The following is a 14,637-nucleotide window of genomic DNA, read 5'->3' on the forward strand; positions in this document are numbered from 1 at the left end:
GGCGCATTTTATACCACACGAAGGGCGAAAACGAAACCCGCAATCACAGTTGCCGTCGGCTGTCTCAACGCAAGCCTTTGAAACCAGCCGAAACAGCCCCACCCTATAGAGAGAAGCGATCACCAGACGTTCATGACTTGAGACCCTGGTCTGTTAGAATCGCGTTTTTTGGGGCTTGTGCGAATTCTGCAACCTTTTGTCGCACACCCGTAAACCGTATTGATTTCAGCGCGTCGCGCTAGAGAGAGCCTGTATGACCGTTAGTTTGAAAACCGCCGAAGACATTGCCGGCATGCGCATTGCCGGCAAACTGGCTGCCGACGTGCTGGAAATGATTGCCGAACACGTCAAGCCCGGCGTCACTACCGAAACCCTGAACCAGATCTGCCACGACTATATCGTCGACGTGCAGAAGGCTATCCCTGCTCCCCTCAACTACAAAGGCTTCCCCAAGTCGATCTGCACGTCGGTCAACCATGTGGTCTGCCACGGTATTCCCGGCGACAAGCCGTTGAAGGACGGCGACACCCTGAACATCGACGTGACCGTGATCAAGAACGGCTACTTTGGCGACACCAGCCGCATGTTCCACGTCGGTAACGTTCCGGTATGGGCCGAGCGCCTGTCCCAGGTCACCCAGGAATGCATGTACAAGGCTATCGAGATCGTCAAACCCGGCTGCCGCCTGGGCGATATCGGCGAAGTGATCCAGAAGCATGCCGAAAAGAACGGCTTTTCGGTAGTGCGCGAATTCTGCGGCCACGGCATCGGCACCGTGTTCCACGAAGAACCGCAGATCCTGCACTACGGCCGCGCCGGCACCGGCATGGAACTGAAGGCGGGCATGACCTTCACCATCGAGCCCATGATCAACCAGGGCAAGGCCGACACCAAGGTGCTGGGCGACGGCTGGACCGCCATCACCAAGGATCGCAAGCTCTCGGCCCAGTGGGAGCACACCTTGCTGGTCACCGAGACGGGCTACGAGATCTTCACCTTGCGCGCAGACGACACCATCCCGCGCGTTTCGGCGTAATCCAAGGCTGCGTTGGTTTTCCCAAACGGTGTTGTGACTGATTCATAGATAGAAAGGAAAGCCGAACGATGCCCCAGGTGGATCCCGAACTCTTCGACCGCGGCCAGTTCCAGGCCGAACTGGCATTGAAGGCGAGCCCGATCGCCGCCTTCAAGAAAGCCATCCGCCAGGCCCGCGAGGTGCTCGACGCGCGCTTTCGCAGTGGGCGCGACATCCGTCGCCTGATCGAGGACCGCGCCTGGTTTGTCGATAACATTCTGCAAAAGGCCTGGGAGCAGTTCACCTGGAGCTCCGACGCCGATATCGCCCTGGTGGCGGTCGGCGGCTACGGTCGTGGCGAATTGCACCCCTACTCCGACATCGACCTGCTGATCCTGCTGGGCAGCGCCGATCATGAGGTCTTTCGCGATTCCATCGAGCGTTTTCTCACACTGTTGTGGGACATCGGCCTGGAAGTCGGCCAGAGCGTACGCTCGGTGGACGAATGCGCCGAAGAGGCCCGTGCCGATCTGACCGTGATCACCAACCTGATGGAAAGCCGCACCATCGCCGGCCCCGAACGCCTGCGCCAGCGCATGCTCGACGTCACCAGCACCGCGCACATGTGGCCGAGCAAGGACTTCTTTCTGGCCAAGCGCGCCGAGCAGAAAGCCCGGCACCACAAGTACAACGACACCGAGTACAACCTGGAACCCAACGTCAAGGGCTCGCCCGGCGGCCTGCGGGACATCCAGACCATTCTGTGGGTTGCCCGTCGCCAGTACGGCACCCTGAACCTGCGCGCCCTGGCCGGCGAAGCGTTCCTGGTGGAAAGCGAAAATGCGCTGCTGGCCTCCTCCCAGGAATTCCTGTGGAAAGTGCGCTACGCCCTGCACATGCTCGCCGGGCGCGCCGAAGACCGCCTGTTGTTCGACCACCAGCGCTCCATCGCCACATTGCTCGGCTTCGAAGGCGAAGACGCCAAGACCAGCATCGAAAGCTTCATGCAGCAGTACTACCGCGTGGTCATGAGCATCGCGCAACTGAGCGACCTGATCATTCAGCACTTCGAAGAGGTCATCCTGGCCCCCGAAGATGAAGCACCGCCGCAGCCAATCAACGCGCGCTTCCAGTTGCACGACGGCTATATCGAAGCACGCAGCGACAATGTCTTTCGCCGCACGCCTTTCGCCATGCTGGAAATCTTCGTGCTGATGGCCCAGCAGCCGGAAATCAAAGGCGTGCGCGCCGACACCATTCGCCTGCTGCGGGAAAATCGCCACCTGATCGACGACGACTTTCGCAACGATATCCGTAACACCAGCCTGTTCATCGAGCTGTTCAAGTGCAAGATCGGCATCCACCGCAACCTGCGCCGCATGAATCGCTACGGCATCCTCGGGCGCTACCTGCCCGAGTTCGGCTTTATCGTGGGGCAGATGCAGCACGACCTGTTCCACATCTATACCGTCGACGCGCACACGCTCAACCTGATCAAACACCTGCGTAAGTTGCAGTACACCCAAGTGTCGGAGAAATTCCCGTTGGCCAGTAAGCTCATGGCCAAACTGCCCAAGCCCGAATTGATTTACCTGGCCGGGCTGTATCACGACATCGGCAAAGGTCGGCATGGCGACCACTCGGAAGTCGGTGCCGTTGACGCCGAGGCCTTCTGTCAGCGTCATCAACTGCCGCTGTGGGACAGCCGCCTGATCGTCTGGCTGGTGCAGAACCACCTGGTGATGTCGACCACCGCCCAACGCAAGGACTTGTCCGACCCGCAGGTGATCCACGATTTCGCCCAGGTGGTCGGCGATGAAACCCGCCTCGACTACCTGTACGTGCTCACGGTGTCCGATATCAACGCCACCAACCCCACTCTGTGGAACTCCTGGCGCGCCAGCCTGCTGCGCCAGCTGTACACCGAGACCAAGCGCGCCCTGCGCCGTGGCCTGGAAAACCCGGTGGACCGCGAGGAGCAGATCCGGCGAACCCAAAGCGCCGCCCTGGATATCCTGGTGCGCGGCGGCAACGACCCCGACGATGTCGAGCAATTGTGGTCGCAATTGGGTGACGATTACTTCCTGCGCCACACCGCCGGCGATGTGGCCTGGCACACTGACGCGATCCTGCAGCAACCCGCCGACGGCGGCCCGCTGGTGTTGATCAAGGAAACCACCCAGCGCGAATTCGAGGGTGGCACGCAGATTTTCATCTATGCGCCGGACCAGCATGATTTCTTCGCCGTGACCGTGGCCGCCATGGACCAGCTCAACCTGAACATTCATGACGCTCGGGTCATCACCTCCAGCAGCCAGTTCACCCTCGACACCTATATAGTGCTCGACACCGATGGCGACTCGATCGGCGATAATCCGGCGCGCGTGAAGAAGATCCGCGAAGGCCTTACCGAGGCCCTGCGCAACCCCGACGACTACCCGACCATCATCCAGCGCCGCGTGCCGCGCCAGCTCAAGCACTTTGCGTTCGCACCCCAGGTGACTATTTCCAACGATGCGCAACGCCCGGTCACCGTGCTGGAGCTCAGTGCGCCGGATCGCCCTGGCCTGCTGGCACGCATCGGCGGGATCTTCCTGGAGTTCGACCTGTCGCTGCAGAACGCCAAGATTGCGACGCTCGGCGAGCGGGTCGAAGACGTGTTCTTCATTACCGATGCCGATAACCAACCGTTGTCGGACCCTGAACTGTGCCGGCGCTTGCAGGAAGCCATCGTCCAACAGTTGAGCGTGACACAGGAGCCCGGAGTCGAGCTGACGCGCCTGACAATTTGATATCAGGAGCGGCCCGCCGCTCCTTTTGCAGTTTTAACGCCTTGCACGAGATCCACCGATGAACAACGCCCTGAACCAGCTGCAGCCCTACCCGTTCGAGAAACTGCGCGCCCTGCTGGGCAGCGTCACGCCAAACCCGGACAAGCGCCCCATTGCCCTGTCCATCGGCGAACCCAAGCACAAGTCGCCGACATTCGTGGCCGAGGCGTTGAGCAGCAATCTCGATCAGATGGCGGTATATCCCACCACACTGGGCATTCCGGCGCTGCGCGAGGCCATAGGTGCCTGGTGCGAACGTCGCTTCAGCGTGCCCAAGGGCTGGCTGGACCCGGCGCGCAATATCCTGCCGGTCAACGGCACCCGCGAAGCCCTGTTCGCGTTCACTCAAACCGTGGTCAATCGCGGTGACGACGCACTGGTGGTGAGCCCGAACCCGTTCTACCAGATCTACGAAGGCGCCGCGTTCCTCGCCGGCGCCCAGCCGCATTATCTGCCGTGCCTGGACAGCAACGGCTTCAACCCGGATTTCGACGCGGTCTCGCCGGGCATCTGGAACCGTTGCCAGATCCTGTTCCTGTGCTCCCCCGGCAACCCGACCGGCGCGTTGATTCCAATCGACACCCTGAAAAAACTTATCGCCCTGGCCGATGAATACGACTTTGTGATCGCCGCCGACGAGTGCTACAGCGAGCTGTATTTCGACGAGCAAACCCCGCCGCCGGGCCTGCTCAGCGCCTGCGTTGAACTGGGTCGCCAGGACTTCAAGCGTTGCGTGGTGTTTCACAGCCTGTCCAAGCGTTCCAACCTGCCGGGCCTACGCTCAGGTTTTGTGGCCGGTGATGCCGAGATTCTGAAGGCCTTCCTGCTGTACCGCACTTACCATGGCTGCGCTATGCCCGTGCAGACGCAACTGGCCAGCATCGCGGCCTGGCAGGACGAGGCTCATGTCCAGGCTAACCGTGAGCTGTACCGCGAGAAATTCGACGCCGTATTGGCGATCCTCAAGCCGGTGCTGGATGTGCAGGCCCCGGACGGCGGGTTCTACTTATGGCCGAAGGTGAATGGCGAAGACGCTGCGTTCTGTCGCGACCTGTTCGTGCAGGAGCATGTGACCGTAGTGCCCGGCTCGTATCTGTCGCGCGAGGTGGACGGTTTCAACCCAGGCGCAGGGCGTGTGCGCATGGCGTTGGTGGCGCCATTGGCGGAGTGCGTGGAAGCGGCCGAACGCGTGCGCGCCTTCGTCCTACGCAATACTTGAGGCCTGCGGCCCGTACGCGCCACAACGCATACGGGCCAAACTTACACGCCCTCATACCTGATGCTGGAACCACCCTGTGGTCAGGACGACTCAAGGGACACCCTTGTCCTTCAACACCACAGGTCAGCCCGCATGATTTCTCCCACGCACTTCACCCCGATTTATCCGTCAATCACTGACTGCAGCGTCGAAAACGCACACCCGTCCGAAAGAGGCGCAAGAACCCGCCGCAATGTGGGAGAGCCTGCCAAATACTGGCCACAGAACAGCACCCTCAAGATCGCACTATCCGATTACGAAATGAATGATCCCTATGTGGTGGCCGTCAAAAACGCCGCCAGCCAGTGGTTGCCGCATATCAATCTACGCTTCGAGTTCGTCTCGGGAGACACGGGTGATGTGCGCATCACGCAGCACGGCAACAAAAGCGGAGGCAGCTCTGAAATAGGCACCGATGCCGTGAACAGATTCGGTGACCCAACCATGCTGTTGCCTCTGGACCATACGGCTGCCAACTTCGAGTACACCGTCATTCACGAATTCGGGCACATGCTCGGCGCCCTCCACGCCCATCAGCACCCCGACGCAACTATCTCGTGGAACCTTCCCGTTCTGAGTCGACAGTTCACGCAGAGCATGCTGCAAGACAACTTCCTGAAGGTGGCCCGCAGCGGTACGTATGACCTTTTGCCCTATGACCCGGACTCGGTCATGCACTATTCCACTCAAAGCGGGTGGACCACCGACACCGTCGTGCACTCAAGGAACGCGATGCTCAGCCAGGGCGATATCGCCTGGGCGAAGAAGGCCTACCCCAGGGCGCCGGCGACCGCCGAGTGACCCCAGTAGCGACTCCCTTCACTTTCGCGGCCCCAGGTTGGCCTCGCTCATGTCCAGGTCCGCCAGCACCTCGCGCAATACATCGTCGCCGATCTGGTGCTGGCGGCTGAGCCGATACAGCTCTAATCGCTGGGCCCTCAATGCCTTGAGCCGCAACCTGCTTTCCAATTGATCCAGTTGCAACGCCAACGCCTGTGCTTCGGCGGAGTCGTTGAACACCTCCAATTGATGGCGGTACTCCGACATGATTCGCGCCTTGAGTTCGGTGGCCAACGCCGCCTGTGCCGCATCCTGTGTCTCGTTGGACTCCTCGATTTCCAACGCATGGATAGCGGCCACCGCCGTCTTTTTCCAAGCCTCGCGCACCTCTTTATGGCGCTTTTCGTCAGGACTCTTTTCGATACCGCGCAACAGTAGCGGCAAGGCGATGCAGGCGGCGATCAACGACAGCAGGATTACCCCGGCCGCGATGAAGATCAGCAAATCACGTTCGGGAAAATCCTGGCCTGGCGCGAGCAGCAGCGGCACTGACATGACACCGGCCAGGGTCACGGCACCGCGCACACCGCCGACGGTCAACAGCCAGCAGGAGCGCGCGGTTGGGACCAATGTCAGTTCGCTTTTGCCACGCAGCCGTCGCAGCAGCCCCGACAGGCGCCAGATGCTTTGTACCCAGACGAAGCGCAACACCACCAAGACCAGGAAAATTGCGACGACTTCCAGACAGCGATACAGCAAGGTCGGCCACAGCGTCGATTCATGACTCACCACTGCCTTGATGATGTCCGGTAACTGAAGGCCCAACAGCAGGAAAATCAGGCCATTGAAGGCAAATTCCAGCAACGACCATACGCTGCGATTAAGCAGGCGTGTGCTGGTCTGGCGTGGCAGCAGGTCGAGCCAGCTTTGCATCATGCCGGCCGCCACCGCCGAGAGAATGCCCGAGGCGCCCAAGCGCTCGGCAAGCACATAGGCGGCGAACGGCAGCAGCAACATGAACACCACATGCGTCGCCGGATCGTCCCAGCCGCGTGCGATCATCCAAGCGCGCAACCGCCCGACCAGCCAACTCAATGCCACGCCCACCGCCAGGCCACCGACGGCAACCAGCACGAAGGTCAGGCTGGCATCGGCCAACGAAAACACCCCGGTCAACGCCGCGGCCAAGGCGAACTTGAAGGTCACCAGACCCGACGCGTCATTCATCAACGCCTCGCCCTGCAACATGTGCATCAGTGGCGTCGGCAAGCGATTCTGGGAAATGGCCGACACCGCCACGGCATCGGTCGGCGATAACACGGCCGCCAGGGCGAAGGCCACCGGCAGCGGGATCGCGGGCAATATCCAGTGGATGAAGTAACCGGCACCCACCACGGTAAACAGCACCAGCCCTACCGCCAACGTCAGGATCGGCCCGCGCAAACGCCATAATTCACGCTTGGGCATGCGCCAGCCATCGGAGAACAGCAGCGGCGGCAAGAACAGAAACAGAAATAACTCAGGGTCCAACGCCACGTGCAGCCCCAAGGTGGGCCAGGCCAGCAAGGCGCCAGCGGCAATCTGCACCAAAGGCAACGGCAACGGGATGACACGCCCGACCAGGCGCGAAACGCTGACCAGCATCAGCAGGATAAGAACGGTGTAGGCGGTTTGCATAACGCGGGTTCCCGGACAATCAACAAGCAACGACACCCCTCTGGCAACAACGCGCCGTTGAAGTGCCATATTAGCCGCCTATGCTGCGCGCTGGCGTTTGCACAAAAGTCGCACGGCGCTGACGAGCGGCACCCAAATGCGCTGGGCGTGGCATAATCCCAGACCTTTGGCTTTCATCAGCCCATTCCATTGGATCAGAGGGGGGCAATTCCTTGACCGCTTCAAGCAAAACGTTGCACCTTTTCGGTATCAAAGCGTGCGACACCATGAAAAAGGCGCGTACCTGGCTCGATGAGCACGCGGTGAATTATGAGTTCCACGACTACAAAACGGCCGGTATCGACCGCGAACACTTGACCCAATGGTGCAACGAGCACGGCTGGCAAGTGGTGTTGAACCGCGCGGGCACCACCTTTCGCAAACTCGAAGACGAACGCAAAGCCGATCTCGATCAGTCGAAAGCCATTGAATTGATGCTCGCGCAACCCTCGATGATCAAGCGCCCGGTGCTGGATCTCGGCGACAGAACCCTGATTGGCTTCAAGCCAGACATTTATTCGGCGGCCCTCAAGTAGGCCAGCCCTTTTATTTTTGTAGAGGTAACAGCATGTCCCATTCCCTGTTCAGCCTGGGCTTCGGCGTCGGCACTCAGAACCGCCAAGGCGCTTGGCTGGAAGTGTTCTACGCACAGCCGTTGCTCAACCCTTCGGTTGAAATCGTCGCGGCCATCGCGCCGATCCTCGGTTACAGCGAAGGCAACCAGGCCATCACGTTTACCGTCACTCTGGCCCTGCAAATGGCGGATGCGCTCAAAGGCGTCGATGCTACCCAGGCCGCGCTGCTCAGCCGTCTGGCCGAAAGCCACACGCCGCTGGTCGCCACCTTGCTGGCCGACGACGCCGCGCTGACCTCCACGCCTGAGGCCTACCTCAAGCTGCACCTGCTGTCCCATCGCCTGGTCAAGCCCCATGGCCTGAACCTGGCCGGTGTATTCCCGCAACTGCCGAACGTGGCGTGGACCAGCCAGGGCGCGATCGACATCGGCGAACTGGCCGAGCGTCAACTGGAAGCGCGCCTGCGTGGCGAGCTGCTGGAAGTGTTCTCGGTGGACAAGTTCCCGAAAATGACCGACTACGTGGTCCCGGCCGGTGTGCGCATCGCTGACGCCGCGCGCCTGCGCCTGGGCGCCTATGTCGGCGAAGGCACCACCGTGATGCACGAAGGTTTTGTCAACTTCAACGCCGGCACCGAAGGCCCGGGCATGATCGAAGGCCGCGTATCGGCCGGTGTATTCGTCGGCAAGGGTTCGGACCTGGGCGGCGGTTGCTCCACCATGGGCACCCTGTCGGGCGGTGGCAACATTGTGATCAAGGTCGGCGAAGGCTGCCTGATCGGGGCCAATGCCGGTATCGGTATCCCGCTGGGCGATCGTAATACCGTGGAGTCGGGCCTGTACGTCACCGCCGGCACCAAGGTTGCGCTGCTCGACGAGCAGAACCAACTGGTGAAGGTGGTCAAGGCGCGCGAGCTGGCCGGCCAGCCCGACCTGCTGTTCCGTCGCAACTCCGAGACCGGTGCCGTGGAGTGCAAAACCCACAAATCGGCCATCGAACTGAACGAAGCGCTGCACGCTCACAACTAAGCAGCCACTCGATGCCACTGGCGGGCCTTACCTTCGCGGTGCGGCCCGCTTATACGAGTCTTGATCATCATGCTTGTGCCCTCCCCCTGGCGCGCGGACTTTCCGGCGATCGCCACCCTGCAACGGCAGGACCAGACCTATCTGGACAACGCCGCCACCACGCAGAAACCCCAGGCGCTGCTGGACGCGATCAGCCATTACTACGCCAACGGCGCAGCCAATGTACACCGCGCCCAACACTTGCCCGGCGCTCATGCGACCCAGGCCTTCGAAGACAGCCGCAGCAAGGTTGCACAGTGGTTGAATGCAGGTGACAGCGGGCAAATCGTATTTACCCATGGCGCAACGTCTGCGCTGAACCTCCTGGCCTATGGCCTTGAGCACTTATTCACAGCGGGCGATGAAATCGTTATCAGCGCCCTGGAACACCACGCCAATCTACTGCCGTGGCAGCAACTGGCTGAACGTCGCGAGTTGCAGCTGGTGGTATTGCCACTCAATGATGACGGCGTGATCGATGTTGAAGCCGCCGCCGGATTGATCGGTCCCCGCACGCGCCTGCTGGCGGTGAGCCAGTTGTCCAATGTATTGGGAGCCTGGCAACCGCTGGAAACCTTGCTGGCCATGGCCCGAGCCCACGGCGCCCTGACCGTGGTGGATGGCGCCCAGGGTATCGTCCATGGTCGCCATGACGTGCAGGCCCTGGGCTGCGACTTCTATGCCTTTTCCAGCCACAAACTGTACGGCCCGGACGGCGTCGGCGTGTTGTTTGGCCGCAATGAGGCCCTGCATGGCCTGCGCCACTGGCAATTTGGCGGCGAGATGGTCCAGCAGGCGGACTATCACAGCGCCAGCTTCCGTCCCGCGCCGCTGGGTTTCGAAGCCGGCACGCCGCCGATCGCCGGCGTGATCGGCCTGGGCGCGACCTTGGATTACCTCAGCTCGCTGGACCCTCAGGCGGTTCTCGCCCATGAAGCCGCGCTGCATGATTACCTGCTGCGCGGCCTGAAAGCCCGCAACGGCGTGCGCGTGCTGGGCTCGCCGCAGGCCGCGTTGGTCAGCTTTGTGGTCGACGGCATCCATAACGCCGACCTCGCGCACCTGCTCACCGAGCAAGGGATTGCCGTACGCGCCGGCCATCACTGTGCAATGCCGCTGCTCAAGGCGATGCACTTGTCGGGGGCGGTCCGTGTATCCCTGGCGCTGTACAACGATTCCGATGACCTGGAACGCTTCTTCGGCGCGCTGGATCAGGCGCTGGAGATGTTGCGATGAACTTGCCCACGCAGGCCGCGAGTGCGCTTGAAGCGTTTCAAGCCGTCGGCAGCTGGGAACAACGCGCCCGAATGCTGATGCAGTGGGGCGAACGCCTGCCCGCCTTGGCGGATGAAGACAAGGTCGATGCCAACCTGGTGCAGGGCTGCGAGAGCCTGGTGTGGTTGGTTGGCCGGTTGGAGAGCGACCACTGGCAGTTCGCCGCCAGCAGCGATGCGCGGATGATTCGTGGGTTGGTGGCATTGCTGCTGGCGCGGGTCAACGGATTATCGAGCGCGCAGTTGCAGGTGGTCGACTTGCCCGACTGGTTCAATCAACTCGGGCTTTCCCGCCAACTGTCGCCGTCGCGCAGCAATGGCTTGAATGCAGTCCTGCAGCGCATGCGAACACTAAGCCAAACACAGAACTGAATGTGGGAGGCGCGGCGAGACTCAGGTGGGCTTGACGCGCTCCGACGGCCGGCGCACCCCGGCCACAATTTTGTCCACCGCCTTGGTCGCCGCCACCATGCCGAAGGTCGCGGTGACCATCATCACCGCGCCAAACCCACCGGCGCAGTCCAGTTTCACCCCATCGCCCACGAAGCTTTTCTGCAAACAGATGCTGCCATCCGGCTTGTGATAGCGCAGTTGTTCGGTGGAAAACACGCACGGCACGCTGTAGTGACGGGTCACGGTGCGGGAGAAACCATAGTCGCGGCGTAACGTGGAGCGCACTTTCGAGGCCAGTGGGTCGTTGAAAGTACGGTTCAGGTCGCAGACCTGGATCAGTGTCGGGTCGATCTGCCCACCCGCGCCGCCGGTGGTGATGATCTGGATCTTGCGGCGCTTGCACCAGGCAATCAGCGCGGCCTTGGCGTTGACGGCGTCGATGCAGTCGATCACGCAATCGATGTTCGGCGTGATGTACTCGGCCATGGTGTCGCGGGTCACGAAATCCGCCACCGCATGCACCGTGCACTCCGGGTTGATGCCGCGCAGGCGTTCGGCCATGACCTCGACCTTGGGCTTGCCCACGGTGCTGTCGAGGGCGTGCAACTGGCGGTTGCTGTTGCTGACGCAGACGTCGTCCAGGTCAAACAGCGAAATCTCGCCGACACCGCAGCGGGCCATGGCCTCAGCCGCCCACGAGCCCACGCCGCCGATGCCGACGATCGCCACATGGGCCGCTTTCAAGCGTTCCAGGCCCTCAATGCCATACAAACGGGCAACGCCTGCAAACCGCGGATCTTCTGTACTCATGACCACCACCTCAAAAACCGGCGCGCATTATAGGGCTACGCAGCGACAAGTTTTAAGCTACAAGCTACAAGTTAAGAACTTAGATGTACTTTCGCTGCCCAATGTCCGGTTTTTCTCGGCTTGCTGTACGGTCAGGGAAAGGCCGGTGTAGGATGCGCGCCGTTCGGCGCAGGCCGGCACCTCATTTCGTTCCACACCCTTTGGAACCCGCATAACCATGGCATCGCGTAAATTTGGACTCAACCTGGTGGTGGTGCTGGCAATTGCCGCGCTGTTCACCGGCTTCTGGGCGCTGATCAACCGCCCGGTCTCCGCACCCAACTGGCCTGAACAAATCTCCGGGTTTTCCTACTCGCCGTTCCAGCAAGGCCAGTACCCGCAAAAAGACCAATACCCCACCGATGAACAGATGCGTCAGGACCTTGCGATCATGAGCAAGCTGACGGACAACATCCGTACTTACTCGGTCGACGGCACCTTGGGGGATATTCCCAAACTGGCCGAAGAGTTCGGCCTGCGAGTAACCCTGGGGATCTGGATCAGCCCGGACCTGGAGCGCAACGAACGCGAAATCCAGCGCGCCATCGAGATCGCCAACAGCTCGCGCAGCGTTGTGCGCGTGGTGGTGGGCAACGAAGCGTTGTTCCGCGAGGAAATCACCCCTGAGGCCCTGATCGTGCTGCTGGACCGCGTGCGCGGTGCCGTCAAAGTTCCGGTGACCACTTCCGAGCAATGGCACATCTGGGAACACAACCCACAACTGGCCAAGCACGTTGACCTGATCGCCGCGCACATCCTGCCGTACTGGGAACATATTCCGGTGGATAAAGCCGGCCAATTCGTACTCGACCGCGCCAGGGACCTGAAGAAAACCTTCCCGAAAAAACCGCTGCTGCTGTCGGAAGTCGGCTGGCCGAGCAACGGCCGCATGCGCGGCGGGGCTGACGCATCGCCCGCTGACCAGGCGATTTACCTGCGTACGCTGGTGAACAAGCTCAATCGCCAGGGCTACAACTACTTTGTGATCGAGGCGTTCGACCAGCCGTGGAAGGCCAGTGATGAAGGCTCGGTCGGCGCTTATTGGGGCGTGTTCAACGCCGCGCGCCAACAGAAATTCAACTTCGAAGGGCCGGTCGTGGCGATTCCGCAATGGCGCGTGCTGGCCATCGGCTCGGTGGTGCTGGCACTGCTGTCCCTGACCCTGCTGATGATCGACGGCTCGGCCCTGCGCCAGCGCGGCCGGACGTTCCTGACCTTTATCGCGTTCCTGTGCGGTTCGGTGCTGGTCTGGATCGGCTACGACTACAGCCAGCAATACAGCACCTGGTTCAGCCTGACCGTCGGCTTTTTGCTGGCGCTCGGTGCACTGGGCGTGTTCATCGTGTTGCTGACCGAAGCCCACGAACTGGCCGAAGCGGTGTGGACCCACAAGCGTCGGCGTGAATTCCTGCCGGTGGTCGGCGATTCGGACTACCGCCCGAAAGTATCGATCCACGTGCCGTGCTACAACGAGCCGCCGGAGATGGTCAAACAGACCCTGGACGCCCTGGCCGCCCTCGATTACCCGGACTACGAAGTCCTGATCATCGACAACAACACCAAGGACCCGGCCGTCTGGGAGCCGGTGCGCGATTACTGCGAGACCCTCGGTCCACGTTTCAAGTTCTTCCATGTCGCGCCACTGGCCGGCTTCAAGGGCGGCGCGCTGAACTACCTGATCCCGCACACCGCCAAGGACGCCGAAGTGATCGCGGTGATTGACTCCGACTACTGCGTGTCGCCCAACTGGCTCAAGCACATGGTGCCGCACTTCGCCGACCCGAAAATCGCCGTGGTGCAATCGCCGCAGGATTATCGCGACCAGAACGAGAGCACCTTCAAGAAGCTCTGCTACGCGGAATACAAAGGCTTCTTCCATATCGGCATGGTCACCCGCAACGACCGCGATGCGATCATCCAGCACGGCACCATGACCATGACCCGCCGCTCGGTGCTCGAAGAGCTGGGCTGGGCCGACTGGTGCATCTGTGAAGACGCCGAACTGGGCCTGCGGGTATTCGAGAAAGGTCTGTCGGCGGCGTATTACCACGACAGCTACGGCAAAGGTTTGATGCCCGATACCTTCATCGACTTCAAGAAACAGCGTTTCCGCTGGGCCTACGGTGCGATCCAGATCATCAAGCGCCACACCGCCAGCCTGCTGCGCGGCAAGGACACCGAGCTGACCCGTGGCCAGCGTTACCACTTCCTGGCGGGCTGGCTGCCGTGGGTGGCGGACGGCATGAACATCTTCTTCACCGTCGGCGCGCTGTTGTGGTCGGCGGCGATGATCATCGTGCCGACGCGGGTCGACCCGCCATTACTGATTTTCGCGATTCCGCCATTGGCGTTGTTCGTGTTCAAGGTGGGCAAGATCATCTTCCTGTACCGCCGTGCGGTGGGCGTGAACCTCAAGGATGCGTTCTGCGCAGCCCTGGCCGGGTTGGCGTTGTCCCACACCATCGCCAAGGCGGTGCTGTATGGCTTCTTCACCACCAGTATTCCGTTCTTTCGTACACCGAAAAACGCGGATAACCACGGTTTCTGGGTGGCGATTTCCGAAGCCCGCGAAGAAATGTTCATCATGCTGCTGTTGTGGGGCGCGGCGCTGGGGATCTACCTGGTGCAGGGCCTGCCGAGCAATGACATGCGCTTCTGGGTGGTGATGCTGCTGGTGCAGTCGCTGCCGTACGTGGCGGCGCTGATCATGGCGTTCCTGTCGTCGCTGCCCAAACCGGCGCCGGCGGTGGAGCCCGCGCCGGCCGCGTAAAAACTTGCGCAATGCACTAAACGGCGGCCTCTGGCCGCCGTTTTGCTATAAGATAACGGCCGTTTTGTCCGCCCGCCCTGCTCTTCCAAACACGCTTTCCGGAGTTTTC

At 61.3% G+C, this 14,637-nt stretch carries 11 protein-coding genes; 9 read left to right on the forward strand and 2 right to left on the reverse strand.

Annotation, left to right across the window (positions count from 1 at the left end; all coding sequences use genetic code 11):
- Positions 1-253 precede the first annotated feature (253 nt).
- The 4 genes from map to OSC50_RS18080 all read left to right on the forward strand — a co-directional run bounded on the left by map (position 254) and on the right by OSC50_RS18080 (position 5,905).
- Positions 254-1,036 (forward strand): type I methionyl aminopeptidase, encoded by a 783-nt coding sequence (map, locus tag OSC50_RS18065; RefSeq protein ID WP_181079256.1) that lies wholly within the window; start codon positions 254-256, stop codon positions 1,034-1,036.
- A gap of 68 nt (positions 1,037-1,104) precedes the next feature.
- On the forward strand, positions 1,105-3,807 hold the full coding sequence (locus OSC50_RS18070) for a [protein-PII] uridylyltransferase (RefSeq protein ID WP_266248244.1): 2,703 nt from the start codon (positions 1,105-1,107) through the stop codon (positions 3,805-3,807).
- Between the two features lie 58 nt (positions 3,808-3,865).
- A complete protein-coding gene (gene dapC / locus OSC50_RS18075; RefSeq protein ID WP_266248242.1) occupies positions 3,866-5,065 on the forward strand; it encodes a succinyldiaminopimelate transaminase in 1,200 nt (399 codons plus the stop codon).
- 132 nt (positions 5,066-5,197) lie between these two features.
- On the forward strand, positions 5,198-5,905 hold the full coding sequence (locus tag OSC50_RS18080) for a M12 family metallopeptidase (RefSeq protein ID WP_266248240.1): 708 nt from the start codon (positions 5,198-5,200) through the stop codon (positions 5,903-5,905).
- Positions 5,906-5,923: 18 nt separating this feature from the next.
- Here OSC50_RS18080 and OSC50_RS18085 read toward each other — a convergent pair whose 3' ends face one another.
- On the reverse strand, positions 5,924-7,561 hold the full coding sequence (locus OSC50_RS18085) for a Na+/H+ antiporter (protein WP_181079244.1): 1,638 nt from the start codon (positions 7,559-7,561) through the stop codon (positions 5,924-5,926).
- 266 nt (positions 7,562-7,827) lie between these two features.
- Between OSC50_RS18085 and OSC50_RS18090 the strand changes: the two genes are divergently transcribed.
- From OSC50_RS18090 to OSC50_RS18105, 4 genes are all read left to right on the forward strand, one after another.
- Complete coding sequence (locus tag OSC50_RS18090) at positions 7,828-8,136, forward strand: arsenate reductase (RefSeq protein ID WP_231980866.1); 309 nt, start codon at positions 7,828-7,830, stop codon at positions 8,134-8,136.
- A gap of 32 nt (positions 8,137-8,168) precedes the next feature.
- Positions 8,169-9,203: a 2,3,4,5-tetrahydropyridine-2,6-dicarboxylate N-succinyltransferase gene (gene dapD, locus OSC50_RS18095; RefSeq protein WP_266248232.1), complete on the forward strand. Its 1,035-nt coding sequence runs from the start codon at positions 8,169-8,171 to the stop codon at positions 9,201-9,203.
- 69 nt (positions 9,204-9,272) lie between these two features.
- Positions 9,273-10,478 carry an aminotransferase class V-fold PLP-dependent enzyme gene (locus OSC50_RS18100; protein ID WP_266248230.1) on the forward strand — a complete coding sequence of 402 codons (1,206 nt, stop codon included), beginning with the start codon at positions 9,273-9,275 and terminating at the stop codon, positions 10,476-10,478.
- Positions 10,475-10,888 (forward strand): SufE family protein, encoded by a 414-nt coding sequence (locus OSC50_RS18105; RefSeq protein ID WP_181079236.1) that lies wholly within the window; start codon positions 10,475-10,477, stop codon positions 10,886-10,888. The genes OSC50_RS18100 and OSC50_RS18105 overlap by 4 nt, the downstream gene beginning before the upstream one ends.
- A 21-nt stretch (positions 10,889-10,909) precedes the next feature.
- Here the strand turns inward: OSC50_RS18105 and tcdA are convergent, their stop codons facing one another.
- Positions 10,910-11,719 carry a tRNA cyclic N6-threonylcarbamoyladenosine(37) synthase TcdA gene (gene tcdA, locus OSC50_RS18110; RefSeq protein ID WP_286670995.1) on the reverse strand — a complete coding sequence of 270 codons (810 nt, stop codon included), beginning with the start codon at positions 11,717-11,719 and terminating at the stop codon, positions 10,910-10,912.
- A 217-nt stretch (positions 11,720-11,936) separates the two neighbouring features.
- Between tcdA and OSC50_RS18115 the strand changes: the two genes are divergently transcribed.
- Entirely contained in the window at positions 11,937-14,528 is a 2,592-nt protein-coding gene (locus OSC50_RS18115; RefSeq protein WP_266248226.1) for a glycosyltransferase, read from the forward strand.
- Positions 14,529-14,637 lie beyond the last annotated feature (109 nt).

The organism is Pseudomonas quebecensis, from assembly GCF_026410085.1.
Taxonomy (GTDB): Bacteria; Pseudomonadota; Gammaproteobacteria; order Pseudomonadales; family Pseudomonadaceae; genus Aquipseudomonas; species Aquipseudomonas quebecensis.

Bases quoted from the DNA above. Each gene is read 5' to 3' on its own strand.
- map (WP_181079256.1), top strand. From the start codon at position 254: ATGACCGTTAGTTTGAAAACCGCCGAAGACATTGCCGGCATGCGCATT.
- OSC50_RS18100 (WP_266248230.1), top strand. From the start codon at position 9,273: ATGCTTGTGCCCTCCCCCTGGCGCGCGGACTTTCCGGCGATCGCCACC.
- OSC50_RS18070 (WP_266248244.1), top strand. From the start codon at position 1,105: ATGCCCCAGGTGGATCCCGAACTCTTCGACCGCGGCCAGTTCCAGGCC.
- OSC50_RS18085 (WP_181079244.1), bottom strand. From the start codon at position 7,561: ATGCAAACCGCCTACACCGTTCTTATCCTGCTGATGCTGGTCAGCGTT.
- dapD (WP_266248232.1), top strand. From the start codon at position 8,169: ATGTCCCATTCCCTGTTCAGCCTGGGCTTCGGCGTCGGCACTCAGAAC.
- OSC50_RS18105 (WP_181079236.1), top strand. From the start codon at position 10,475: ATGAACTTGCCCACGCAGGCCGCGAGTGCGCTTGAAGCGTTTCAAGCC.
- OSC50_RS18115 (WP_266248226.1), top strand. From the start codon at position 11,937: ATGGCATCGCGTAAATTTGGACTCAACCTGGTGGTGGTGCTGGCAATT.
- dapC (WP_266248242.1), top strand. From the start codon at position 3,866: ATGAACAACGCCCTGAACCAGCTGCAGCCCTACCCGTTCGAGAAACTG.
- OSC50_RS18090 (WP_231980866.1), top strand. From the start codon at position 7,828: ATGAAAAAGGCGCGTACCTGGCTCGATGAGCACGCGGTGAATTATGAG.
- tcdA (WP_286670995.1), bottom strand. From the start codon at position 11,719: ATGAGTACAGAAGATCCGCGGTTTGCAGGCGTTGCCCGTTTGTATGGC.
- OSC50_RS18080 (WP_266248240.1), top strand. From the start codon at position 5,198: ATGATTTCTCCCACGCACTTCACCCCGATTTATCCGTCAATCACTGAC.